19 protein-coding genes and 1 tRNA gene are annotated in these 22,908 nt (G+C 72.3%); 6 read left to right on the forward strand and 14 right to left on the reverse strand.

All coding sequences use genetic code 11. From position 1 onward, the window contains the following. Nucleotides 1-69: 69 nt before the first annotated feature. Nucleotides 70-669 carry a TetR/AcrR family transcriptional regulator gene (locus tag AB0D46_RS14760; protein ID WP_362877688.1) on the reverse strand — a complete coding sequence of 200 codons (600 nt, stop codon included), beginning with the start codon at nucleotides 667-669 and terminating at the stop codon, nucleotides 70-72. A 191-nt stretch (nucleotides 670-860) separates the two neighbouring features. Between AB0D46_RS14760 and AB0D46_RS14765 the strand changes: the two genes are divergently transcribed. Further along, nucleotides 861-4,142, forward strand: coding sequence for a S41 family peptidase (locus AB0D46_RS14765; protein ID WP_362877689.1), 3,282 nt, complete (start codon nucleotides 861-863; stop codon nucleotides 4,140-4,142). Between the two features lie 67 nt (nucleotides 4,143-4,209). Here AB0D46_RS14765 and AB0D46_RS14770 read toward each other — a convergent pair whose 3' ends face one another. The 4 genes from AB0D46_RS14770 to AB0D46_RS14785 form a co-directional block, all read right to left on the reverse strand. After that, entirely contained in the window at nucleotides 4,210-4,386 is a 177-nt protein-coding gene (locus AB0D46_RS14770) for a hypothetical protein (protein ID WP_362877690.1), read from the reverse strand. 74 nt (nucleotides 4,387-4,460) lie between these two features. Next, entirely contained in the window at nucleotides 4,461-5,342 is an 882-nt protein-coding gene (locus tag AB0D46_RS14775) for an SDR family oxidoreductase (protein WP_362877691.1), read from the reverse strand. Beyond that, nucleotides 5,339-6,307 (reverse strand): alpha/beta hydrolase, encoded by a 969-nt coding sequence (locus tag AB0D46_RS14780; RefSeq protein ID WP_362877692.1) that lies wholly within the window; start codon nucleotides 6,305-6,307, stop codon nucleotides 5,339-5,341. Before AB0D46_RS14780 ends, AB0D46_RS14775 begins: the two co-directional genes overlap by 4 nt. Continuing rightward, nucleotides 6,304-7,917: an NAD(P)/FAD-dependent oxidoreductase gene (locus tag AB0D46_RS14785; RefSeq protein WP_362877733.1), complete on the reverse strand. Its 1,614-nt coding sequence runs from the start codon at nucleotides 7,915-7,917 to the stop codon at nucleotides 6,304-6,306. The genes AB0D46_RS14780 and AB0D46_RS14785 overlap by 4 nt, the downstream gene beginning before the upstream one ends. Before the next feature lie 215 nt (nucleotides 7,918-8,132). Between AB0D46_RS14785 and AB0D46_RS14790 the strand changes: the two genes are divergently transcribed. After that, nucleotides 8,133-8,789, forward strand: coding sequence for a MerR family transcriptional regulator (locus AB0D46_RS14790; protein ID WP_362877734.1), 657 nt, complete (start codon nucleotides 8,133-8,135; stop codon nucleotides 8,787-8,789). Here the strand turns inward: AB0D46_RS14790 and AB0D46_RS14795 are convergent. Beyond that, on the reverse strand, nucleotides 8,771-9,574 hold the full coding sequence (locus tag AB0D46_RS14795; protein ID WP_362877693.1) for an exodeoxyribonuclease III: 804 nt from the start codon (nucleotides 9,572-9,574) through the stop codon (nucleotides 8,771-8,773). The genes AB0D46_RS14790 and AB0D46_RS14795 overlap by 19 nt on opposite strands. Nucleotides 9,575-9,612: 38 nt before the next feature. Here AB0D46_RS14795 and AB0D46_RS14800 point away from each other — a divergent pair, with 38 nt between their 5' ends. After that, a complete protein-coding gene (locus AB0D46_RS14800) occupies nucleotides 9,613-10,107 on the forward strand; it encodes a GNAT family N-acetyltransferase (protein WP_362877694.1) in 495 nt (164 codons plus the stop codon). Nucleotides 10,108-10,304: 197 nt separating this feature from the next. Here the strand turns inward: AB0D46_RS14800 and AB0D46_RS14805 are convergent. The 7 genes from AB0D46_RS14805 to galU all read right to left on the reverse strand — a co-directional run bounded on the left by AB0D46_RS14805 (nucleotide 10,305) and on the right by galU (nucleotide 15,737). Beyond that, nucleotides 10,305-10,378, reverse strand: a tRNA-Ala gene (locus AB0D46_RS14805). 85 nt (nucleotides 10,379-10,463) lie between these two features. Next, nucleotides 10,464-11,549, reverse strand: a complete 1,086-nt coding sequence (locus AB0D46_RS14810; protein ID WP_362877695.1) for a hypothetical protein — start codon at nucleotides 11,547-11,549, stop codon at nucleotides 10,464-10,466. A gap of 155 nt (nucleotides 11,550-11,704) precedes the next feature. Further along, nucleotides 11,705-12,325 (reverse strand): GNAT family protein, encoded by a 621-nt coding sequence (locus AB0D46_RS14815; RefSeq protein ID WP_362877696.1) that lies wholly within the window; start codon nucleotides 12,323-12,325, stop codon nucleotides 11,705-11,707. A gap of 17 nt (nucleotides 12,326-12,342) precedes the next feature. After that, complete coding sequence (locus AB0D46_RS14820) at nucleotides 12,343-12,942, reverse strand: MogA/MoaB family molybdenum cofactor biosynthesis protein (protein ID WP_362877697.1); 600 nt, start codon at nucleotides 12,940-12,942, stop codon at nucleotides 12,343-12,345. Further along, nucleotides 12,939-13,418 carry a cyclic pyranopterin monophosphate synthase MoaC gene (gene moaC, locus AB0D46_RS14825; RefSeq protein WP_362877698.1) on the reverse strand — a complete coding sequence of 160 codons (480 nt, stop codon included), beginning with the start codon at nucleotides 13,416-13,418 and terminating at the stop codon, nucleotides 12,939-12,941. The genes AB0D46_RS14820 and moaC overlap by 4 nt, the downstream gene beginning before the upstream one ends. Nucleotides 13,419-13,489: 71 nt before the next feature. Further along, nucleotides 13,490-14,830 carry a gephyrin-like molybdotransferase Glp gene (glp, locus tag AB0D46_RS14830; RefSeq protein ID WP_362877699.1) on the reverse strand — a complete coding sequence of 447 codons (1,341 nt, stop codon included), beginning with the start codon at nucleotides 14,828-14,830 and terminating at the stop codon, nucleotides 13,490-13,492. A gap of 4 nt (nucleotides 14,831-14,834) precedes the next feature. Continuing rightward, entirely contained in the window at nucleotides 14,835-15,737 is a 903-nt protein-coding gene (galU, locus tag AB0D46_RS14835) for a UTP--glucose-1-phosphate uridylyltransferase GalU (protein ID WP_362877700.1), read from the reverse strand. 94 nt (nucleotides 15,738-15,831) lie between these two features. Between galU and AB0D46_RS14840 the strand changes: the two genes are divergently transcribed. Next, nucleotides 15,832-16,455 carry a 5-formyltetrahydrofolate cyclo-ligase gene (locus AB0D46_RS14840; protein ID WP_362877701.1) on the forward strand — a complete coding sequence of 208 codons (624 nt, stop codon included), beginning with the start codon at nucleotides 15,832-15,834 and terminating at the stop codon, nucleotides 16,453-16,455. Here the strand turns inward: AB0D46_RS14840 and AB0D46_RS14845 are convergent. Beyond that, nucleotides 16,452-19,358 (reverse strand): penicillin acylase family protein, encoded by a 2,907-nt coding sequence (locus AB0D46_RS14845; protein WP_362877702.1) that lies wholly within the window; start codon nucleotides 19,356-19,358, stop codon nucleotides 16,452-16,454. The two genes, AB0D46_RS14840 and AB0D46_RS14845, sit on opposite strands and share 4 nt — an antisense overlap. A 314-nt stretch (nucleotides 19,359-19,672) precedes the next feature. Here AB0D46_RS14845 and AB0D46_RS14850 point away from each other — a divergent pair, with 314 nt between their 5' ends. Both AB0D46_RS14850 and AB0D46_RS14855 read left to right on the forward strand, forming a co-directional pair. Continuing rightward, complete coding sequence (locus tag AB0D46_RS14850) at nucleotides 19,673-21,133, forward strand: potassium/proton antiporter (protein WP_362877703.1); 1,461 nt, start codon at nucleotides 19,673-19,675, stop codon at nucleotides 21,131-21,133. A gap of 414 nt (nucleotides 21,134-21,547) precedes the next feature. After that, nucleotides 21,548-22,891, forward strand: coding sequence for an MFS transporter (locus tag AB0D46_RS14855; protein WP_362877704.1), 1,344 nt, complete (start codon nucleotides 21,548-21,550; stop codon nucleotides 22,889-22,891). Nucleotides 22,892-22,908: the final 17 nt, after the last annotated feature.

Here is a 22,908-nt window from a genome sequence, read left to right on the forward strand (position 1 = left end):
AAGCCGGCCCGACGACGAGAGCGGCGTGTCAGGAGCAGCGGGCGGTGCGGAACGCTGGTGGGGAGGGAGTCAGACGCCGAGGGCGGGGAAGACCACGGCGTCGATGAATTCGCCGAGAAAGGCCCGGTCGACGGACCGGTCCTCGATCAGCGGGAGCGCGATGAACGCTCCGATGAGCATGTGCGGCACGAAATCCAGGGCCGGGCAGTCCGACCGGATCTCACCCCGGTCCACGGAGCGCCGCAGCATCTGCTGGAGCCCGTTGATCTCCGGGTCGACCAGTAGGTCCCGCAGCGCCTTGTGGAGCTCCGGGCTCTCGTGGACCGCATGGGCCAGACCCCGCATCAGCGCGGTGTCCTTGGCCATCTGCGCGTCATCGGAGTGCGCCACCATCAGCGCGAAGTCCCCCCGCAGCGTCCCCGTGTCGATCTCCCCGAGGGAGACCGGCTGGGTACATCGCAGGGCCTTGGCGACCAGCTCCGGCTTGCTCCCCCACTGGCGGTAGAGGGTGGCCTTGCTGGACTTCGTACGGGCGGCGACCGCGTCCATGGTCAACGCGTCGTAGCCGACCTCGCGCAGGAGGTCCAGGACCGCCTCGTGGAGTTCGGCCTGCCGCTCGGGGGTGATCCGGGTACGCCGTGCCGACGTCTCCGACGCCTCTTCGGTCATCTCCGCGCCCCCTGCCCGAGCGAAACTGTTCCGTACCGTTAAGACGATACCCCCACCCTCAAGGGAACGAAACCGTTCCGTTTCGTTGGGGGGAGTGGCGTCGGTCACCCGGCCGGCGAACGCCCCGAATCCCTCGAAGGGGATCACCTGTACGAGTTGCCGCGGCCCCCCGTCGCGGAAAGCATTGGGGGGTGAGTCACGACGTCGCGTACCTCCGGTTCCCGCACCTGCACGACGACCTGCTGTGCTTCGCCTCCGAGGACGACCTCTGGGTCGCCCCCCTCGCCCCCGAAGGAGCCAGCCCCGGCCGGGCCTGGCGGATCACCGTCGACCGGACCCGGGTCAGCCACCCGCGGTTCTCCCCCGACGGCCGACACATCGCCTTCACCACCTGGCGCAGCCTCGACCCCGAGATCCACCTCGTCCCCGTGGACGGCGGGCCGGCCCGGCAGCTGAGCCACTGGGGCGCCACCGACACGCGCGTCTGCGGCTGGACCCCGCCCGATGAGGACGGCCGCAGCGACATCCTGGCGGTGTCCTCGCACGGCCAACCGTTCTCCTACTTCGCCTGGGCCTACAGCCTGCCCACCGACGGCAGCCCCGGCGGCCGCCTCCCCTGGGGGCCCGTCTCCGACCTCCAGGTCCAGGAGGGGCCGGACGGCGAGCGGCGCAGCCTGCTGCTGACCGGCAAGCCGCCGCACGAGCCCGCCGCCTGGAAGCGTTACCGCGGCGGCGCCACCGGCCGGCTGTGGCTGCACGGCAAACGGCTCCTGGAGGACATCGAGGGGCACCTCGACTCCCCCGTGTTCGTCGACGGCCGGATCGCCTTCCTCTCCGACCACGAGGGCATCGGCAACCTCTACTCCTGCCTGCCGGACGGCACCGACCTGCGCCGGCACACCGATCACGACGAGTTCTACGCCCGGCACGCCTCCAGCGACGGCTCCCGGGTCGTCTACCAGTGCGGCGGCGACATCTGGCTCGTCGACTCCCTCGCCCCGGGCGCCTCCCCGCGCAAGCTCCGGGTCCGCCTCGGCGGGCCGCGCGCGGGGCGCCGTCCGTACCAGGTGCCGGCCGCCAGCCATGTCGACTCGCTGTCCGTCGACGCCACCGGCCGGGCCAGCGCCGTCGTCGTACGCGGCAGCCTCTACTGGCTGACCCACCGCGACGGGCCCGCCCGCACCATCGCCGACACCCCGGGCGTGCGGGTCCGGCTGCCCGAGATGCTCGGCAGCGGCGGCCAGGTCGCCTACGTCACCGACGCCGAGGGCGAGGACGCGATCGAGATCGCCTACCTCCCCCGCGCCTCCGGCGAACGCGAACCCCGACGGCTGGCCTCGGGCGCGGTGGGCCGCGTCCTGGAGCTGCTGTCCGATCCCGACGGGGAGCGCCTCGCGATCGCCTCCAACGACGGCCGGTTGCTGCTCCTCGACGCGACGGAGGAGTCCAACGGCGAGGTCACCGAGCTGGTCCGGTCGATCAACGGGCCCGTCACCGACCTGGCCTTCTCCCCCGACGGCTGTTGGCTGACCTGGTCGCACCCCGGCATCGGGCGCTCACTGCGGCAGATCAGGATGGCGAAGATCGCCGGCCCCGGCCCGCACACCGTCGTCGACGTCACCAACGGCCGCTTCGAGGACGAGAACCCGGTCTTCACCCGCGACGGCCGCTACCTCGCCTTCCTGTCCTGGCGCGGCTTCGACCCCGTCTACGACGTGCACACCGGCGACCTCTCCTTCCCGCTGGGCTGCCGCCCGTACCTGGTGCCGCTGTCCTCCGCGACGAACTCCCCCTTCGCGTTCTCCCCCGACGGACGCCCGGCGGCCGGCGGACTCGACCCGGCCGAGGGGGACTCGGAGTCCGGCGACGGCGCGGTGACCGTGGAGGTCGAGGGGCTGGAGAGCCGGGTCACCCCCTTCCCGGTGTCCGCGTCGAAGTACTCGGCCCTGTACCCGGTCAGCGGCGGCGGGCTGGTGTGGCTGCGCTGGCCCATCTCCGGCGCGCTCGGCGAGACCTTCGCCAACCCGGCCGACACCAGCGGCAAGCCGACGCTGGAGCACTTCGACATGACCAAGGCCCGCAAGGCCGAACTGGCCACCGGACTGGACTGGTTCGCCGTCAGCGGCGACGGCACCCGCCTCGTCGTCAACGACGACGGCGACCTGCGCGCGGTCCCCTCGACGGAGTCCGGCGACGGGGACTCGACGGTCTACCTGGACCTGCGGCGCATCCTGCACGAGGTGGACCCGGCGGCCGAATGGCGCCAGGCCTTCGAGGAGGCGGGCCGACTGATCCGCGCCTACTTCTGGGACCCGGGCATGTGCGGGATCGACTGGGACGCGGTGCTTCGCCAGTACCGCCCGCTGGTCGAACGGGTCGCCTCCCCCGACGAGTTCGCCGACCTGATGCGCGAGGTCCTCGGCGAACTCGGCACCTCGCACGCCTACGTCTCCCCCGCCCGCCGCAACGAGGGCCCGCCGCACTACCAGCGGGCCATCGGGCTGCTCGGCGCCAACTTCGTGCCCCGGGACGGCGCCTGGATGCTCGCCCGGATCCTGCCCGGCGAATCCTCCGACTCCAAGGCCCGCTCCCCCCTCGCCGGCACCGGCATCCGCGAGGGCGCCGTGCTCACCCACGTCGACGGCCGCCCCGTCGACCCGGTCACCGGCCCCTACCCGCTGCTCGCGGCGGCCGGCGGCACCACCGTCGAGCTCACCTTCGAGCCGGCCGAGGGGTCCGGCCGGGCCCGACGGGTGGCCGTCGTACCGCTCGTCGACGACCGGCCGCTGCGCTACCAGGACTGGGTGTCCAAGCGGCGGGCCGTGGTCCGCGAGGTCAGCGGCGGGCGCTGCGGCTACCTGCACATCCCCGACATGGGCGGCTCGGGCTGGGCGCAGTTCAACCGGGACCTGCGGATGGAGATGTCCCGGCCCGCCCTGATCGTCGACGTGCGCGGCAACGCGGGCGGACACATCAGCGAGCTGGTCGTGGAGAAGCTGACCCGCTCGATCCTCGGCTGGGACCTGACCCGGGACGCCCAGCCCGTCTCGTACGCCTCCAACGCCCCCCGCGGCCCGATCGTGGCCCTGGCCGACGAGGCGACCTCCTCCGACGGGGACATGATCACCGCCGCGTTCAAACTGCTGGGCCTGGGACCGGTGGTGGGCCAGCGCACCTGGGGCGGGGTCGTCGGCATGACCGGCCGGCACACCCTGGGCGACGGGACGGTGATCACGGTGCCGATGAACGCCGCCTGGTTCCCGGAGTACGGCTGGTCGGTGGAGAACCACGGCGTCGAGCCCGACCTCTCGATCCTGCGGACCCCGCTGGACTGGGCGGAGGGCCGGCACGCCCAGCTCGACGACGCCGTCCACCTGGCGCTGGAGCTGCTGGAACAGGACCCGGCGGCCGTACCGCCCGGCTACACGGACGTCCCGGACCGGCGCCGCCCGAAGCTGCCGCCGCGGGAGTAGGCGGGCCGGCACGCGAAAGGGGCGCGGCCCGCGTGGTGCGGACCGCGCCCCTCGGTGTCGGGACGCGCTACCTGTCGAGCGCGTCGTCCAGTGCGTCACGGACCTGGCCGGTCGGTGACCCCGCCTCCCGCGCCGGGGCCGGGGCCCGGCCGGCCTCCGCCTCGGCGCCCTGCGCGGCGGCCCGCGCCTCGGCCTGCTCCGCGAGCCGTCTCGCCTTGTCCTGGAACTGGTCCCTCAGACCCATGCTGTTCCCTCCTGGAAAGGGTGGGGCGTGATGCCGACCAGCCTGGCACGAGGGGACGTTCCTCGCATTCCGGTCTATCCGTGGTAGGTGCGTTCCTTCTCGTCGGCCGCCCCGCCGGCGCCGACGAGTCCCGTGGAGACGCCGGACAGCCGCGGCTCGAACCGCCGCATCTCGCGCTGCCCGACCGCCGCGATGATCCCCGGCAGGTAGCCGCGCGTGCCCTGCATGCCGCGCAGCCACCACTGCGCGTAGACGTGCGCCGAGCGCCGCTCGATGCCCGCCACGATCCGGTCGACGGCCGGTCCGAGCGGGTACGTGCGGTTCGCCGGCCACGGCAGGCTGCGGCGCAGGTCGCGCATGACCTCGTCCTGGTCGGCCCCGCGCACCATGTCGGTGTCGGTCCAGGACAGGTAGCCGACGCCGACCTTGACGCCCTTGTGGCCGACCTCGGCGCGCAGGCAGTGCGCGAAGGCCTCGACGCCGGACTTGGAGGCGCAGTACGCCGTCATCATCGGGGCCGGGGTGATCGCGGCGAGCGAGGCGATCTGGAGGAAGTAGCCGCGGCTCTCGGTGAGGACGGGCAGGAAGGCGCGGGCGGTGACGGCCCCGCCGATGAGGTTGACCTCGATCACGCGGCGCCAGGCCACCGGGTCGGAGTCGACGAACGGCCCGCCGGCGGCGACGCCGGCGTTGGCGACGACGAGGTCCACCTTGCCGAAGCGTTCCTTGACCTCCCGCGCGACCCGCGCCATCGCCTCGTGGTCGGTGACGTCGGCGTGCCAGTGGGCGCTGTCGGTGTGGAGGCGCTCGGAGACCTCCTTGAGGGCCTCCGGCTCCAGGCCCACCAGGGCGACCTTGGCGCCGCGCGCGGAGAGCTTGCGGGCGAGCAGCTCGCCCACCCCGCGGGCGGCTCCGGTGACGACGGCGACCTGTCCTTCGAGACTGCTGCGGCTCACGGCGTCTTCTCCTTCTCGGCCTCTGCGGCCGGGGCGGTTCCCGCGGCCGGGGCGGCCTGTCGTGCGGGCAGGTGGCGGGCGGTGAGTTCGCGCAGGGCGGCCGAGACGGCCTCCGGCGCCTCGATGGGCGTCATGTGGCCCGCCCCGGTGAGTTCGGTCAGGCCCACGCAGTTCGGCAGCGCGGCGGCCAGCGCCCGGGCGTGCCGGATCGGGGTGAGCCGGTCGGCCGTGCCGCCGATCACGGCGGTGGGGACGGTCAGCCGGGCCAGTTCGGCGTCCAGGTCGAGGGCGGCCAGCACCCGCGACCAGGCGTGCCGGACCCCGCTGGGGCAGCCGTGCACGATGCGGGCGCAGGCCTCCACCCGGTCCGGCGCCGGTCCGGGGCCCATCGTCGCGTACTTGAGCAGGGCGCGGGCCACCGGCGTGACGGGCCCGAGGGGGGCGCGCGCGCCGAGCACCCCCCGGGTCGCGCGGGTCCGCAACGGTCCGGCGCGCAGCGGCAGTACGGTCGACTCCGCGACCAGCCCGGAGCTGCCGGTGCTGCACAGCAGGACGGCCGCGACGTGCTCGGTGAACGCGGGCCGGCCGGCTGCGGCCATGACGGTCATGCCGCCCATGGAGTGCCCGGCGACGACGGCCCGTTCGCCGGGGGCGAGGGTGGCCCCCAGTACCGCGACGAGGTCGTCGGCGAGGGAGTCGGTGCCGTAGGCGCGGGCCGCGGGGCTGCGGCCGTGGCCGCGCTGGTCGTAGGCGATGACGCGGTGGTCCTTCGCCAGGTCGCGCACCTGCGCCGCCCAGAAGGCGGTGGAGCAGGTCCAGCCGTGCGCCAGGACCACGGCCGGGGCGCCCTCGGCTCCGTGCACCTCGGCGTGCAGGCGGGCCCCGTCGGCGGAGGTCACGGCCACCACCCGGGCCGGCGCGGGGGGCGCCCAGCGCCCGGTGGTGACGTACGCGGGCCGGCTCACGCCGCCCCCTCCTCGGCGGCGGCCGGGGCGGGTTCCGCGGCGGCCTTCGCGCCCCGGCGCGGCTCGGCCGCTCCCACGGGGGCGGCTGCGGGGGCGGCGACGGCGACGGCGACCGCCGGGACCCGCTCGCGGTCCCGCCCCCGGATGACCTCGTACTCGGACAGGTCGACGGTCCGCGTCTCCTTGCGGAACTCGCCGGTCGTGCCCGGCCAGACGGTCGTGTTGCGGCCCTGGGCGTCCAGGTACCAGCTGGTGCAGCCGCCGGTGTTCCACACGGTCCGCTCCATGCGGGCCTGCACGTTCCGGTTCCACCTGTTCACCGCGGAGGGCCGCGCGGACAGCGCGGTGCGCCCGCCCAGCACGCCCAGCTGACGCATGTAGTCGGCCATGTAGTTCAGCTGCGACTCGATCATCAGGATCATCGAGCTGTTCCCCAGCCCGGTGTTGGGACCGATGATCGTCATCCAGTTGGGGAAGCCGGCCGCGGTCGCGCCGCGCAGCGACTGCATGCCGTCCTTCCAGGTGTCCGCGAGGGTCCGCCCCTCCGCGCCGACGACCCGGTCGGCGATCGGCATGTCCGTGACGTGGAAGCCGGTGCCGAAGATGATCGCGTCGACCTCGGTCTCGGTCCCGTCGGCCGCCACCAGCACCGAACCGCGGACCTCGGCCAGCCCGGAGGCCACCAGGTCCACGTCGGGCCGGGCCAGCGCCGGGTAGTACGCGTTGGACAGCAGGATCCGCTTGCAGCCGATCCGGTACGAGGGCGTCAGCTTGGCCCGCAGCTCCGGGTCCTTGATGGAGCGCGCCATGTTGGCCTTGGCCAGCGACTCGACCAGCCCGAGCTGGTTCGGCCGCTTGGTGAAGGCGCTGACCTGGAGCTCGCGGATCCCCCACAGCAGCCCGCGGCGCGCGGCGCGGGTGAAGGGCAGCTGACGGTGCAGCCACCGCTCGACGCCGCCGATCGCCCGGTCGGTGCGCGGCATGACCCACGGCGGGGTCCGCTGGAAGAGCGTGAGGCGCTCCACCTCGGGGGCGATGGCCGGCACGATCTGGATCGCGGAGGCTCCGGTCCCGATCATCGCGACGCGCTTGCCGCGCAGGTCGTAGTCGTGGTCCCAGCGGGCGGAGTGGAAGACCTTGCCCGGGAACTCGGCGAGCCCGGGGATCTCCGGCAGCTTCGGTTCCGAGAGCGGCCCGGTCGCGGAGACGACCACGTCGGCGGTGAGCGCGCCGGCGGAGGTCTCGATCTCCCAGCGCAGCTCCTCGGTGTCCCAGCGCATCATCTCGACCTCGTGGTTCAGTCGGATGTGGCGGCGCAGCCCGAACACGTCGGCGACGTGTTCCAGGTACTCCCGGATGGCGGGCTGCCCGGAGAAGGTCCGCGGCCAGTCGGGGTTGGGCGCGAAGGAGAAGGAGTACAGGTGCGAGGGGACGTCGCACGCGCACCCCGGATAGCTGTTGTCGCGCCAGGTGCCGCCGACGGAGTCGGCCCGTTCCAGGACGACGAAGTCCGTGATCCCCTCGCGCCGCAGCCTCACGGCCGCCCCCAGCCCGCCGAATCCGGATCCGATCACCGCCACTCGTACGTGCTCGCGTCCGTGTTCTGCCATGCCGCCCATGCCCGCCGCCTTCCGCTTCCGCAGTCCCAGCCACCACACCGCAACACTGCCAGCAATCACTGGCACAATCGGGAGAGTAGAGCAGCTCCGTACCCATGGGTAGGGGTCGCGCCGGGAAAGTTACTGCGGGTACGACCCGATGTACGGCCTAGGCTGCGCGTGTGGCGCACGAGGAGACAGCAGTGACGACGGAGGACGGGCCCGCGATGGCACGCGAATACCGGACCGCGGAACTGGCCGACGCGGCCGGCATACCGCTGCGCACCCTGCGCTTCTACCGCGAGCGCAAGCTGCTCCCGCCGCCCCGCCGCGAGGGCCGGATCGCCTGGTACGAGGACCACCACCTGGCCCGCCTGCGCACCATCGCCGCACTCCTGGACCGCGGTCACACGCTGGGCGGCATCGCCGAACTGATCGCCGCCTTCGAGAACGGCCGCGACGTCGGCCAGCTCGGCGAGCTGCTCGGCATGGGCTGGTCCGAGGAGACCCCGGTCCGCCTCACCCCCGAGGCCCTCGCCGACCACTTCGAGGGCGAGGTCACCCCGGAGAACCTCGCGACCTCCCTCGACCTCGGCTACCTCGCCGTCGACGGCGAGGCCATCGTGCACGTCAGCCGCCGCCTGCTGGACGTCTCCTCGGCGCTGGTGCGCGAGGGCGTACCGCTGGCGGCCGTGCTGGAGACCGGCCGTCGGGTACGCGAGCACGCGGACGCCATGGCCGCCCTCTTCACCGAGCTCATCTCCACGCACCTGTCCGAGGAGTCCCTGCCCCGCCTGCGCCCCCTCGCGAAGAGCGTGGTCGAGGCGGAGCTCACCATGGCGATGGACCGGCTGACGGCCTCGAATCAGGACCCGAGCGCGTAGGCCACCGACACCGGGGCGTGGTCCGACCAGCGCTCCGGGTGGGTCTCGGCGCGCTCCACCCAGGCCTTCACGGCCTTCGCGGCCAGCCCCGGGGTCGCGACCTGGAGGTCGATGCGCCAGCCGGCGTCGTTGTCGAAGGCCCGACCCCGGTAGGACCACCAGGAGTACGGACCCTCGGTGTCGGGGTGCAACTCGCGCACGACATCGACGTAACCGGCCTCCGCGTACACCTTCCCCAGCCACTCCCGCTCCTCCGGCAGGAAGCCGGCGTTCTTGCGGTTGGTCTTCCAGTTCTTCAGGTCGGCCTCCCGGTGGCAGATGTTCCAGTCACCGCACACCACGACCTCGCGGCCGTCGGCTGCGGCCGACACCTTGAGCGCGGTCAGGTAGGGGAGGAACTCGTCCATGAACCGGTACTTCTCGTCCTGCTTCTCGGTCCCCGCCTCGCCGGAGGGCAGGTAGAGGCTGGCGACGGTCACCCCCGGCAGGTCGATCTCCAGGTACCGCCCGGCGGCGTCGAACTCCTCGCTCCCGAAGCCGACGCGCACCCGCTCCGGGGCCCGGCGCGTGTACAGCGCGACCCCGGCCCGCCCCTTGGCGGCGGCCGGCGCGAACACCGTGTGCCAGCCCGCGGGCGTGCGCACCTCGTCCGGAATCTGCCCTTCCTCGGCCCGTACCTCCTGGAGGCACACGACGTCGGCGTCGGATCCCGCGAGCCACTCCCCGAAGCCCTTCTTGGCGGCGGCGCGGATCCCATTCACATTCACGGAGGTCACAGTGAGCATCCCCGCACCATAGCCGGAGCCTTCCGTACGATGTCCTGATGTCTCACGGGATACACCTGCGCACCGCCGCCTACGACCACCCCCACGCCGTCGACCTCGACGCCCGGGTCCAGCTGGAATACCAGCAGCGCTACCAGGGCGAGGGCGACGCCACCTTCCTCGACCCCGGCATGTTCGTCCCGCCGAACGGCCTGTACCTGCTGGCCTACGACGCCTCGGACACCCCCGTGGCCAGCGGGGCTTGGCGCCGCATGGAGCGCGCCGAGGAGGGCTACTCCGAGGGCGACGCCGAGGTGAAGCGCATGTACGTGGTCCCCGAGGCCCGCGGTCTGGGCCTGGCCCGCCGCATCCTGGCCGACCTCGAAGCCGACGCCCGCGCCGCCGGCCGCCGCCGCATGGTCCTGGAGACCGGCGACCAGCAGCCGGAGGCCATCGCCCTCTACCTCTCCTCGGGCTACGCCCTGTCGGAGAAGTTCGGCCACTACCGCTTCCACGAGTCCAGCCGTTGCATGACGAAGTCCCTGACGGCCTGACCCACCCGACGGCGGGCCCGCCGGGTCGACTCCGGCGGACCCCCGCCGCTCACCGACCCTCACCCGAGTCGGACCGCGCCCACGGGCGCCCGCACCCGAACATCGCCACGACCCCACGAACGCCGAAATCCCGCCCGGTCTTTCGACCTGACGGGATTTCGGGACGTTCTCGGGAGCAACCCGTGAACTGTCGTTTGTGGACCTGTGGGGATTTGAACCCCAGACCCCCTCGATGCGAACGAGGTGCGCTACCAGACTGCGCCACAGGCCCTTGCGACGTGTGAAACATTAGCATCCCCTCGCGGGTGCTCCAAAACCGATTCTCCGGAGCGTCCGCGCAGGTCACCGATCGCCGGTCACTCGTTCGCGGCGCGCGGGCGGTCCTCGCCCTCGTACTGGTCGAACAGCGGGGTGCGACCCCGCTCGCGGCCGCGGGGGCGGGGCGTCGTGGCCTGGGCCCCGAGTTCCGGTCGGGCCGCCCGGCCCGTCTCCGGACCCGTCGCCGCCTTCACCTCCGGCATCGGCTCCGACGCCGGCTTCGGCACCCCGGGCTGCGCCCGCAGTCGGGGTTCCGTCGGCTCGGCGGTACTGGAGCGGGTCGAGCTCCAGCCGTCGGGGGCGGCCGGTCCGGTGGCGCGGGGGGCGACGGGGGCGGTCACGTACGTCGGCAGCGGGACCGGGACCGGCTCCCAGCTGTCGCCGCGCGCCGGACCGCGCTCACGTTCGCGCTGCTGGTCCACCCACTCGGCGTGGTCGGTCTGCTCGACGAGCGCGCGGCGCCCGGCCTCCTGGGGGGAGACCGGTGGCGCGGGGTCCGGTTCGGCGCCCGCGGCGGCGCCGTCGTCGGCCGTCCGGCGCCGGGGCCGGTTCTCCCGCAGGTTGCGGGCGGCGGCCTCGGCGCGGCGCCGGTCCATGGTGAACTCGTAGCGCCGCCGCTCGTGGACCCGCAGGTGCACGATGTAGGCGCTCAGCAGCAGGGCGGGGACGGCCGGCGCCCACAGGTAGTGGAGGCCGCCGACCGCGGCGACGACCGCTCCGCAGCTGAACACCAGGAAGAGCAGCGCGGTGGTGCGCCGGCGGCGGGCGAGCACCTGGAGGCGCTGCTGGCGCCGGACCCGTTCGGCCTCGGCCAATCTCGGTTCGGCCCTGGTCGGGGGCACGTCGAAGGCCCGGGCGTCGGCGTCCACGGAGTTGACCGTTTCCGTCGCGGCGTCCGGCTCCCCGCGGGGCTGGGGCTCCGCCTGTTCGTCACCGCGCTCACGCAGCCCCTTGGCGTAACGGCGCTCCATTCCCGCCCGGCCGGAAAGCAGCCGGATGGCGGTGGAGAAGCGTTCCGTCGGACGCGCTTCGTTCAGCTCGTCCTGCCTCCGGAGCCACATGGGCACCAAGTAGGCGGCCCAGGCCCCGACAATGACTGCGTAGATGAGGCCGCTGCTGCTCACACCCCACACCGTAGAGGGGCGCGGGCGGGGGGATCAGCCAATTGAGTCGGTGTGTCGCACGATCAGGCTGATATCACGGACTTTTTTTGTGATTCTTCGGATCAGGTTATGGGCGACCCGGTCAAGAATTCGAACGCATTTACGATAACCGCTTTTCAGGCGACCGTCGGCGGCATGTCCTGGGGCTGCGGTCGCGTCCGGTGCCACCGGCGCAGCAGCCCCTCCGGGACCTCCTCCACCGTCAACGCGAAGACCAGGTGGTCCCGCCAGGCCCCGTCGATGTGCAGGTACCTCGGACGCGTGCCCTCCGCGCGGAAGCCGAGCTTCTCCACCACCCGGCGGCTGGGACCGTTCTCCGGGCGGATGCACACCTCGACGCGGTGCAGTCCCACCTTCGCGAAGCAGTGGTCCACGGCGAGCGCGACGGCCGTCGGCATCACGCCGCGGCCCGCCACGTCGCGGTCCACCCAGTAGCCCACGTGGGCGGCGCACATCGAGCCCCAGGTGATCCCGGCGACCGTCAACTGGCCGACGAGGCGCCCCTGGTACTCGATGACGAAGGGCAGCATGCGGCCCGCGTTCGCCTCCCCCCGCAGGTGGCGGACCATCTGCCGGAACGTCGGCCGGTGCACGACGGGGCCCCAGGGCGCGGGCGGCGGAATGGTGGCCTCCCACGGCCGCAGCCATTCGCGGTTGCGGCGGTTGACCTCGCGCCAGGCCCGCTGGTCCCGCACCTTTATCGGCCGGAGCGTGACGTCACCGTCCGCGAGCGCCACCGGCCAGGAGGGGCCGTTCAGTTCTGGCTCCCGGGGTCCGCCGGGGGTCTGGGGTGGTCGCCGCCGCGGATCTGGTCGACGGCGTGCGGCAGGATCCGGGCCAGCACGGCGAGGCCGTCCTTCACGCCGCCCGTCGAGCCGGGCAGGTTCACGATGAGGGTGTGGCCGGCGACGCCCGCCAGGCCCCGGGACAGGGCGGCGGTCGGTACCTTCGCGAGGCCCTCGGCGCGGATGGCCTGGGGGATGCCGGGGATCTCGTAGTCCAGTACGCGGGCGGTCGCGTCCGGGGTCCGGTCGGTCGGCGAGATGCCGGTGCCGCCGGTGGTGAGGACGACGTCGTACCCGGCGACCACGGCCTCGCGCAGCGCCGCCTCGACGGGGTCCCCGTCCGGGACCACGCGCGGGCCGTCCACCGCGAAGCCGAGCTTCTCCAGCGCCTCGGCGAGCAGGGGGCCGCCCTTGTCGGCGTAGACGCCCCGCGAGGCGCGGTTGGAGGCGGTGATTACCAGGGCGCGCGGCGCGGGCGTCTCGGCCGCGGCGGGCGCCGCCGCCGTCCGGGCCCCGCCGGCCGCCGGCGGGACGTGGCTGTGGACCTCGCCGCCGCGGGGGGCGTTCATCCCCGGCTCCAGTCGCCCGACTTGCCGCCGGTCTTCTCCTCCACCCGGACGTCGGTGATGACCGCGCCCTTGTCGACGGCCTTCACCATGTCGATCACGGTGAGCCCGGCGACCGCGACGGCCGTCAGGGCCTCCATCTCGACACCCGTGCGGTCGCTCGTGCGGACCGTGGCGAGGATCTCGACGGCGTCGTCGACGACCGACAGGTCGACCTTCACGCCGGACACCGCCAGCGGGTGGCACAGCGGGATCAGGTCGGGGGTCTTCTTGGCCCCCATGATCCCGGCGATCCGCGCGGTGGCGAGGGCGTCGCCCTTGGGCACGCCCTCGCCGCGCAGCAGCTCGATCACCCGGGGGGAGACGAGGACGCGTCCGCTGGCGCGGGCCGTCCGGGTGGTGACGTCCTTCGCCGAGACGTCGACCATCCGGGCAGCGCCGGCCTCGTCGATGTGGGTGAGCCTGCTCTCGGTACTCATGCTGTGCCGCTCCGCTCTGGGCCCCGGGGGGCCTGTGTGGTGCGACACACGCTACCCGCACCGGCGGGTGGTCAGCCGAGCAGGATCACTTCCAGGTCGGTGCCGGGCTCCACCGAGGTGACGTCCTCCGGTACGACCATCAGGGAGTCGGCGTGGGCCAGCGCGGCGATCAGGTGGGAGCCCGATCCGCCGACCGGGGAGACGGTGCCGTTATCGGCGTCGTACTTGCCGCGCAGGTACTGCCGGCGGCCCGCCGGCGACCCGAGGGGCTTGTCGCACGTGAGCACCGCCCGCACGCTCGGCCGGTTGACCGCGGACGCGGGCAGGCCCATCAGCGCCCGGATCGCGGGCCGCACGAACAGCTCGAAGGAGACGTACGAGGACACCGGGTTGCCGGGCAGCGCCAGCAGCGGGGTGTGGTCGGGGCCGATGGTGCCGAAGCCCTGGGGCTTGCCGGGCTGCATGGCGAGCTTGCGGAAGTCGACGTTCCCCGCCGCGGCCGCGTCGTCGCCGGCGGAGACGGAGGTCAGGGCCTCCTTGACCACGTCGTACGCGCCGACGCTGACCCCGCCCGTGGTGACCAGCAGATCGGCCCGGATGAGCTGGTCCTCGATGGTCGAGCGCAGGGTGTCCGCGTCGTCCGCGACGGCGCCGACGCGGTAGGCGATGGCACCGGCGTCCCGCGCGGCCGCGGCCAGCGCGAAGCTGTTGGAGTCGTAGATCGTGCCCGCGGCCAGCGTCTCACCCGGCTGGACCAACTCGCTGCCGGTGGACATGACGACGACCCGCGGTCGCGGCCGGACCCGGACCGTACCGCGCCCGATGGCGGCCAGCAGGGCGATCTGCGGCGGCCCGAGGACGGTACCGGCGGCCAGCGCCAGGTCCCCGGCCTGTACGTCGCTGCCGCGGGCGCGGACGTGCGCCCGCGCCTCGGCGGGCCGGTGGACCCGCACCTCGCCGCCCGCGCCCTCGGGCGCGGTGGCGGCCGGGGTCATCCCGGAGGCCGCACCGCCGCCGGCGCCGCCGTCGGTCCACTCGACCGGGACGACGGCTTCCGCGCCGGGGGGCAGCGGGGCGCCGGTCATGATGCGCGCGGCCTGGCCGGGGCCGACGGTGGGCAGCTCGCCGCTGCCCGCCGCCACGTCCCCGATCACCGCGAGCACCGCGGGGAACTCCTCGGTCGCACCCTGGACGTCGGCCGTGCGGACGGCGTAACCGTCCATGGAGCTGTTGTCGAAGGGCGGGAGGGCGACGGGCACGGTGACGTCCTCGACCAGGACACAGCCCTGGGCGTCGAGCAGCTGGAGCTCGATGGGCTCCAGCGGCCGGACGGTGGCGAGGACGTCCGCGAGGTGCTCGTCCACGGACCACAGACGCTGGTGGCCGGTGTCCTGCGGTGCGGGACTGCTCAAGGTGCTACATCTCCTCCGTGACGTAACGGTGAAGCCAGGTGCGGAACTCGGGTCCCAGGTCATCGCGCTCGCAGGCGAGTCGGACGATGGCCCGCAGGTAGTCACCCCGGTCGCCGGTGTCGTAGCGGCGGCCGCGGAAGACCACGCCGTGCACCGGGCCGCCCACGGTCTCGTCGGCGGCCAGCTTCTGCAGGGCGTCGGTGAGCTGGATCTCCCCACCGCGGCCCGGCTCGGTCTCCCGCAGTATGCCGAAGATCGCCGGGTTCAGGACGTACCGTCCGATGACCGCGTAGTTGCTGGGCGCCTCGGAGGCGTCCGGCTTCTCGACGAGGCCGGTGACGCGGACGACGTCCGCCTCGTCGGTCGCCTCGATGGCTGCGCAGCCGTAGAGGTGCACGTTGGCCGGGTCGACCTCCATGAGCGCGATGACGGTGCCGCCGGTGCGCGCGTGGACGTCGACCATCTGGCGCAGCAGGGGGTCGCGGGGGTCGATGAGGTCGTCACCGAGGAGGACGGCGAACGGCTCGTCGCCGACGTGGGGCTCGGCGCAGAGCACGGCGTGACCGAGACCGCGCGGGTCGCCCTGGCGGACGTAGTGCATGGTGGCCAGGTCGCTGGACTCCTGGACCTTCTTCAGTCGGTCGTCGTCACCCTTGGCGATGAGGGCCGACTCCAGCTCGTAGTTCCGGTCGAAGTGGTCTTCGAGTGCGCGCTTGTTACGTCCTGTGATCATGAGGACGTCGTCCAGGCCGGCCGAGACGGCCTCCTCCACGACGTACTGGATGGCCGGTTTGTCCACGACCGGGAGCATTTCCTTGGGGGTCGCCTTGGTCGCCGGAAGGAACCGAGTGCCGAGGCCCGCAGCCGGAATGACGGCCTTTTTGATCACGGGGTGCAACTGAGTCATGGGCAGAACGATAGTGGCTCCCATCGAACACTCCGCTGGATACCGGTAAATACCTCCCGATATGCCCGAATGAACGAGCGATTGAGACTCAACTGTGGTAGAAAATCCGCCCGAAAACGGACCCCGCTCGCCCGAGAAGGCGTCCCTGCGCCGGGAACTGCTCGCCGCCCGGCGCGCCCTGACCGACGACGCGCGCCGGACGGCGGCCCGCGCGCTCGCCCGCACCGCCCTCGCGCTGCCCGAACTGGCCGACGCCGCCACGGTGGCCGCGTACGTCTCCGTCGGCGGCGAGCCCGGTACCCGGGACCTGCTCGACGCGCTGCGGGCCGCCGGCAAGCGGGTGTTGCTGCCCCTGTTGCTGCCCGACAACGACCTTGACTGGGCGGTGTACGAAGGCCCCGACCGCCTCGCGGAGGCCGCGCACCCGGGGAAGATGCGGCTGTGGGAGCCGGTCGGGCCGGCGCTCGGCCCGGACGCGGTGACCGGGGCGGACGCCGTCCTGCTGCCCGGGCTGGCGGTGGACGGGCGCGGCATGCGGCTCGGCCGCGGCGGCGGTTCGTACGACCGGGTGCTGGCGCGGCTGGAACGGGCCGGGGCGCACCCGGCGCTGGTGGTGCTCCTCTACGACGAAGAGGTGGTCGCGCGGGTCCCGGAGGAACCGCACGACCACCCCGTTCGGGCGGTCGCCACCCCCTCGGGGGTGGTGCGCTTCGGCTAGTTCGAGCCGGCCGGCTTCAACGTGAGGGTGTGGACGGTCGCCTTGTCGACGGCCGCCTTCCCGAAGGGCCAGTCCAGCAGTTCGCCCTTGGCCCAGAGGCTCGTCTGGTCCGTGTAGTTGTCGTGGTACGCGTGCCCCGAGGCGCCGGTCAGGTTGATCCAGCGGGACTTGTCCAGGTCGTTGAGGTTCACGACCATGCGCATCGACGGGACCCAGGTGACCCCGTACCCGCCGGAGGCGTTCCAGCCGGTGGCGTTGACGGTGGCCTCGCCGCCGCCCAGGTTCCACGGGCCGCGGTTGAGGAGCCACTGCATGAAGCCGGGGCCCTCGGTGCCGATCGTCTGGTTCTTCAGCGTCAGCTGGTGCAGCCGGCCCCAGCTCCAGGTCGACTGGTCCTTGCCGAGCTTGGCGGTGAGTTCCCAACGGGCGTCCTCCATGGCCCGCGCGAACAGCTCGTCACGGGTCGTGGTCGCCTTCTCCGCGCGGATCGCGGGGCTCTGCCACCAGGCCGACTTCTCGTCCTTGACCAGTCGGCGGACCACCTCGAACCAGCGGTCACCGCCGTCGGGCTGGGCCGAGTCGGCGCCTCGGGTACCGCATTCGCGGACCAGCTCGGCGAGGTCGTCGGCCGGACCGCTGGTCTGGTCGCGGACGTTGACGCAGCTGCCCTCGATGCGCAGTTCCTTCGGCATCTTGTCGCCGAAGGACAGCTTGAGGATGTTGCGCCAGACCGCGTTGAAGTAGGCGGCGGCGGCCGAGTCGGGCTCCTGGGTGTAGTTCCAACCCTCCAGCAGCTTCTGCGCCGAGCGCACGTCCGGGTCCGAGACCTGGATCTTGGCCAGCATCGGGGTCAGCAGCGCGGCGATCTCGCTGCTGTTGTCCATCTGCATGGTGCGCATGTCGTCGGTGGAGATCTTGCCGCTGTCCTTGATCTTCGCCTCGATGAGGTCGTTGATCCGCTGGCTGCGGGCGCCGTAGCCCCAGTCGGTGGTCAGCAGGTACGGGTACTTGCCCGCGCCGGTGCCGCTCTCGGTGACCGCCTGGTTGGCGGTGACGACGTAACCGCGTGCGGGGTTGAGCTCCCACGGCATCTCGTTCTGCGGGATGTATCCCGCGTTGCCGCTCTTCCAGGCGTACTTGGGGTCCCAGCCGGGGGCGGGCAGTCGGCCGTCGCCCTGGGTGCGGATCGGGATGCGACCCGGGGCCTGGTAGCCGATGTTGCCGGTGGCGCCCTTGTTGTCGGCGTAGATCAGGTTCTGCGACGGGACCTCGAAGTCCGCGGCGGCGGCCCGGAAGCTGTTGAAGTCCTTGGCCCGGTTCAGCTTGAAGACCGCGTCCATCGACTTGCCCGGGTCCAGCGCGGTCCAGCGCAGGGCCACGGCGTAGCCGTCGCCCCGGTCGGGCGCGGAGCTGGGGACGGGGGCGCGGGAGCCGACCGTACCGAGTTCGTCGCTGCGGTCCGAGATCAGCGGTCCGTTGTTGGTGGAACGGACGGTGATCTTCTTGCTGGGGCCGCCGGCGACCTTGATGACCTCGTCGCGGACGGTGAAGGGGAGCGTCTTGTTGTCGTAGACGTAGCCGTCGGGGCGGACCTGCTCCAGGTAGAGGTCGGTGACGTCTGCGCCGAGGTTGGTCATGCCCCAGGCGATGTCGGCGTTGTGGCCGATGACCACGCCGGGCATGCCGGAGAAGCTGTAGCCGGCGACGTCGTACTGGCACTGGGGCGAGGTCGCGCGGCAGTGCAGGCCCATCTGGTACCAGACCGAGGGCAGCTGCGGGGACAGGTGCGGGTCGTTCGCGAGGAGCGGCTTGCCGGTGGTCGTGTACTTGCCCGCGATGACCCAGGAGTTCGAGCCGATGCCGCTGCCGTTGGGGCCGAGGATGGCCGGGATCTCGTCCAGGGTCTTGGCGAGGGAGGTCAGCTGCGTGCGCAGGCCGACGCTCGCGCCCTGGGCGGTGGCGTTGCCGGCGAGACCGGTGGCGGTGCTGCCGCCCTGCGGGGCGACCTGCGAGCCGGCGCCGTTGCCCGTACCGGAGCCGGTGCCGGTACCCGAGCCGGTGCCGGAGCCGGTACCCGAGCCGGTACCCGTACCCGAGCCGGTGCTGGAGCCCGTGCCCGTGCCCGTTCCGGTTCCCGTGCCCTGCGGGGTGTACTTGCCGCCCGCGACCGTGCCGCCCTCGACGATCGGCTTGTTCCGGTCGAAGGGGTACGGCGGGTAGAGCTCGTCGATCTGCGCCTGCGAGAGCTTGTTGGCCATCAGCGAGCGGTCGATCTCGTCCTGCATGTTGCCGCGCAGGTCCCAGGCCATCGCCTTGAGCCAGGCCACCGAGTCCACCGGCGACCACTTCTCCGGCGCGTAGCCCTCGCTCAGCTTGAGGGTGGCGTGCTCGACGGAGAGGTCCTTGCCGGACTTCCCGTTCAGGTACGCGTTGACCCCGTCGGCGTAGGCCTGGAGGTACTTCTTGGTCTCGGGCGAGAGCTTCGTGTCGTACTCGGCCTGCGCGACCTGCCGCCAGCCCAGGGTGCGCAGGAAGGCGTCGGTCTCCACCTGCCCGGAGCCGAACATCTCGGAGAGACGGCCCGAGGTCATGTGGCGGCGTACGTCCATCTCCCAGAACCGGTCCTGGGCGTGCACGAAGCCCTGGGCGCGGAAGAGGTCCTCGTCGTTGTCGGCGTAGAGCTGGGGGATCCCGTGCTCGTCGCGCTTGACGTCGACGGTCCCGGTCAGGCCGGGGACCTTGAGGGAGCCGGTCGTCTGCGGGAACGAGGCGCGTACGGTGTCCGCGCTCCAGTACGCGCCGTAGCCGAGGCCCGCCAAGAGCGCCAGGACCATGACGAGCACGAGCAGGCGTGCGCGTCGTCCCTTCTTCTTGACGGAAGGTCCGGATTCGTTGGCGGGCATCGCTGTCCTTAGAGGGGCAGGGTGGTCCTGAGTCTGGGAGCAACCATAGGCGCAGACCCGGGTTCGTTGATCCGCCAGGGGTAGGGGGGCAGCCCGGCCCGACGCGGAAGCGGGGTCGCGGGTGCTGAGGACAAGGCCGATCCGGCGTTTCACAATGTGAGGAGCGCGTCAAGAAAGCGTCAAAGATTAGGTAAAGTAACGAAGTACTTGCCGAATGCGCCCTCGGGAGGAACGATCCGCCGGGCGGCGCCTCCAGGAAGGGCCGCCCACTGACTGTCCACACGCTCAATGAGCTCCTGCTGGTCTGCTCGCTCGTGCTGCTCGTCGCCGTGGCGGCGGTGCGCGTCTCGTCGCGCAGCGGACTTCCCAGCCTGCTCATCTACCTCGGCATAGGCATCGCGATAGGCCAGGACGGCATCGGCAACGTCGTCTTCGACAACGCCGAACTGACCCAGGTCATCGGCTATGCCGCGCTCGTCGTGATCCTCGCCGAGGGTGGTCTGGGCACCAAGTGGAAAGAGATCAAACCGGCCCTCCCGGCCGCGATCATGCTGTCGCTGGTGGGCGTCGCGATCAGCGTCGGCGTGACGGCGGCCGGGGCGCACTACCTGGTCGGACTGGAATGGCGGCAGGCGTTGCTGGTCGGCGCGGTCGTCTCCTCGACCGACGCGGCGGCCGTGTTCTCGGTGCTGCGCAAGGTCCCGCTGCCCTCCCGGATCACGGGTGTGCTGGAGGCCGAGTCGGGCTTCAACGACGCTCCCGTCGTCATCCTGGTCGTCGCCTTCGCGACGGTCGGTCCGGTCGACGACTGGTACATGCTGCTCGGCAAGATCGCGCTGGAGCTGGCCATCGGCGCCGCCATCGGCCTGACGGTCGGCTTCCTCGGTTCGTACGGGCTGCGGCACGTGGCCCTGCCCGCCTCGGGCCTCTACCCGATCGCCGTGATGGCGATCGCGATCACCGCGTACGCGGCCGGCGCGATGGCGCACGGCTCCGGCTTCCTCGCGGTGTACCTGGCCGCGATGGTGCTCGGCAACGCCAAGCTGCCGCACTGGCCGGCCACTCGGGGGTTCGCCGACGGGCTGGGCTGGATCGCCCAGATCGGCATGTTCGTGCTGCTCGGCCTGCTGGTCACGCCGCACGAGCTGGTCCACGACTTCTGGCCCGCCGTGATCATCGGACTGGTGCTGACGATGGTGGCGCGGCCGCTGGAGGTCTTCGTCAGCCTGCTGCCCTTCCGTATCCCCTGGCAGGAGCAGGCCCTGATGTCATGGGCGGGACTGCGCGGCGCGGTGCCCATCATCCTGGCGACCATCCCCATGGTGTCCGGGATCGAGGGCAGCGAGCGGGTCTTCAACATCGTCTTCGTGCTGGTCGTCGTCTACACCCTGGTGCAGGGTCCGACGCTGCCGTGGTTGGCGCGCAAGCTGGAACTCGGCGACACCGACGAGGCCGCGTCGGACCTCGGCATCGAGTCGGCGCCGCTGGAGAAGCTGCGCGGGCACCTGCTGTCCTTCGCGATCCCGGCCGCCTCGCGGATGCACGGCGTGGAGGTCAGCGAGCTGCGGCTGCCCGCGGGGGCTTCCGTGACGTTGGTCGTCCGGGACGCGAAGAGCTTCGTACCGGCGCCGTCGACCGTGCTGCGCCGCGGGGACGAGCTGTTGGTCGTGGCCACCGATCCGGTGCGGGACGCGGCGGAGGCGCGGCTGCGCGCCGTGGCCCGCGGCGGCAAGCTCGCGGGGTGGCTGGGAACCGGTGGCGCGGCGTCACTCTAGGTGGCGGGGGCCGGCCGGACCCGCGGGCGTGTGAACGTTTCTCGTTAGAGCGACGTTCTAATTCGGCCAATTTCAGTGGTGTGTGACCGAGCTTGCCCCTATATCGGTGGTCAGGGAATGCGAAATTCCGGTTAATCGCAGGTGAAGTCACGCCTTGTCACCGTAATCACAGGGCGTGCTAGCGCATTCCCCTGTATGATGAAGGCACACCAGATCGAACCAACTCTGCCTGACGCAGAGCTGGCGCGACCGCAAAGCGGCCGTGGCTCCCTCCCGCAGTGGGCGCCCAGGTATCACTCGGTTCTGCGCAAGAGGACAGCTCTCGGGGCTCCCACATGTACGGGTGCGGCCGCTCACAAGGCGGCGCATCGTCCGCAGACGGGGAGTTCTACCAGGCAGCGGAAAGGCCAGGCCGTGACATCCGCGGTCACGACCGACAAGTCCGCCCGACCCGGCTACGGGCAGCTGCTGCGCACGCCCGGTGCCCTCTCCTTCGTCCTCCCCGGCTTCGCCGCCCGTCTGCCGTTCGGCATGCTGACCATCAGCATCCTGCTGCTCGTCCAGCACTCCACGGGCTCCTACGGCGACGCCGGCATCGTCGCCGCCGTCACCGGCGTCTCCATGGCCCTGTTCGCCCCGGTCATGGGCAAGCTCACCGATCGCCGCGGCCAGAGCGCCGTCCTGGTTCCGGCCGTGCTCGTGCACGCCGTCGCCGTGAGCGCCCTGACGGCGCTCGCCCTGATCGGCACCCCGCTGTGGGTGCTCGCGCTGGCCGCCGTCCCGGCCGGCGCCTCCGTCCCGCAGGTCGGACCGATGGTCCGGTCCCGCTGGGCGGCCAAGCTGGAGGGCTCCCCGCTGCTGCCGACCGCGGCCGCGTTCGAGTCCGTCACCGACGAGTTCACCTTCGTCGTCGGGCCGGTGCTCGCCACCGCCCTGTGCACGGGCGTCCACCCCGCGGCCGGTCTGGCCACCGAGGCCGCCCTGACCCTGCTCGGCGGCCTGTTCTTCGCCGCGCAGCGCTCCACCGAACCGAAGGCGACCCCCGCCCTCGCGAACGGCGAGAAGCACGCCGCCGCCCTCTCCTTCCCGGGCCTGCGCGTCCTGGTCGTCGCGTTCATCGGCATCGGCGCCGTCTTCGGCGGCATGCAGGTCTCCCTCGCCGCCTTCTCCAACGAGATCGGCAACCCCGGCGCGAACGGCATGCTGTACGGCGTCTTCGCCGCGGGCAACATGATCGCCGGCATCGCGATGGGTGCCATCGCGTGGAAGATCGGCCCGCGCCGCCGGCTGATCCTGGGCTACGTCGGCCTGACCGCCGCCGCCTCGCTCCTGTGGGCCGCGAACTCCGTGGTCCTGCTGGGCGCGCTCGGCCTGGTCGTCGGCCTGTGCATCGCCCCCGCGCTGATCACCGGCTACACCATGATCGAGCAGCTCATCCCGGCCGCCTCGCGCACCGAGGCCTTCACCTGGCTGACCGGCGCGGTCGCCTTCGGCCAGGCCGGCGCCGTGACCCTGGCCGGCCGCCTGACGGACGCGCACGGATCCTCGTACGGCTTCCTCGTGCCGCTCGTCGCCACCGTCGTCGCGCTCGCCACCTTGCTGGCGCTGCGCGCGAAGCTGGCCCCGACGGCCCCGAGCCGGATCGTGAGCTCGTCCTCGACGGGCACCACGAGCAGCTCGGCGGCCACCGCTCCGGTCGCCCGTAATCGGGTGAACGAGCGTGGGATCGGTCACCGCACGCCGGTGACGGTGGACTGATCCGCCGGAATACGTCA

Origin of the sequence: Streptomyces sp. NPDC048383 (assembly GCF_040651775.1) — a bacterium.
GTDB lineage: Bacteria > Actinomycetota > Actinomycetes > Streptomycetales > Streptomycetaceae > Streptomyces.

Coding starts and splice junctions, on each gene's coding strand:
- AB0D46_RS14760 (WP_362877688.1), bottom strand. CDS start 669: ATGACCGAAGAGGCGTCGGAGACGTCGGCACGGCGTACCCGGATCACC.
- AB0D46_RS14770 (WP_362877690.1), bottom strand. CDS start 4,386: ATGGGTCTGAGGGACCAGTTCCAGGACAAGGCGAGACGGCTCGCGGAG.
- AB0D46_RS14785 (WP_362877733.1), bottom strand. CDS start 7,917: ATGGCAGAACACGGACGCGAGCACGTACGAGTGGCGGTGATCGGATCC.
- AB0D46_RS14790 (WP_362877734.1), top strand. CDS start 8,133: ATGGCACGCGAATACCGGACCGCGGAACTGGCCGACGCGGCCGGCATA.
- AB0D46_RS14795 (WP_362877693.1), bottom strand. CDS start 9,574: ATGCTCACTGTGACCTCCGTGAATGTGAATGGGATCCGCGCCGCCGCC.
- AB0D46_RS14800 (WP_362877694.1), top strand. CDS start 9,613: ATGTCTCACGGGATACACCTGCGCACCGCCGCCTACGACCACCCCCAC.
- AB0D46_RS14820 (WP_362877697.1), bottom strand. CDS start 12,942: ATGAACGCCCCCCGCGGCGGCGAGGTCCACAGCCACGTCCCGCCGGCG.
- moaC (WP_362877698.1), bottom strand. CDS start 13,418: ATGAGTACCGAGAGCAGGCTCACCCACATCGACGAGGCCGGCGCTGCC.
- galU (WP_362877700.1), bottom strand. CDS start 15,737: ATGACTCAGTTGCACCCCGTGATCAAAAAGGCCGTCATTCCGGCTGCG.
- AB0D46_RS14845 (WP_362877702.1), bottom strand. CDS start 19,358: ATGCCCGCCAACGAATCCGGACCTTCCGTCAAGAAGAAGGGACGACGC.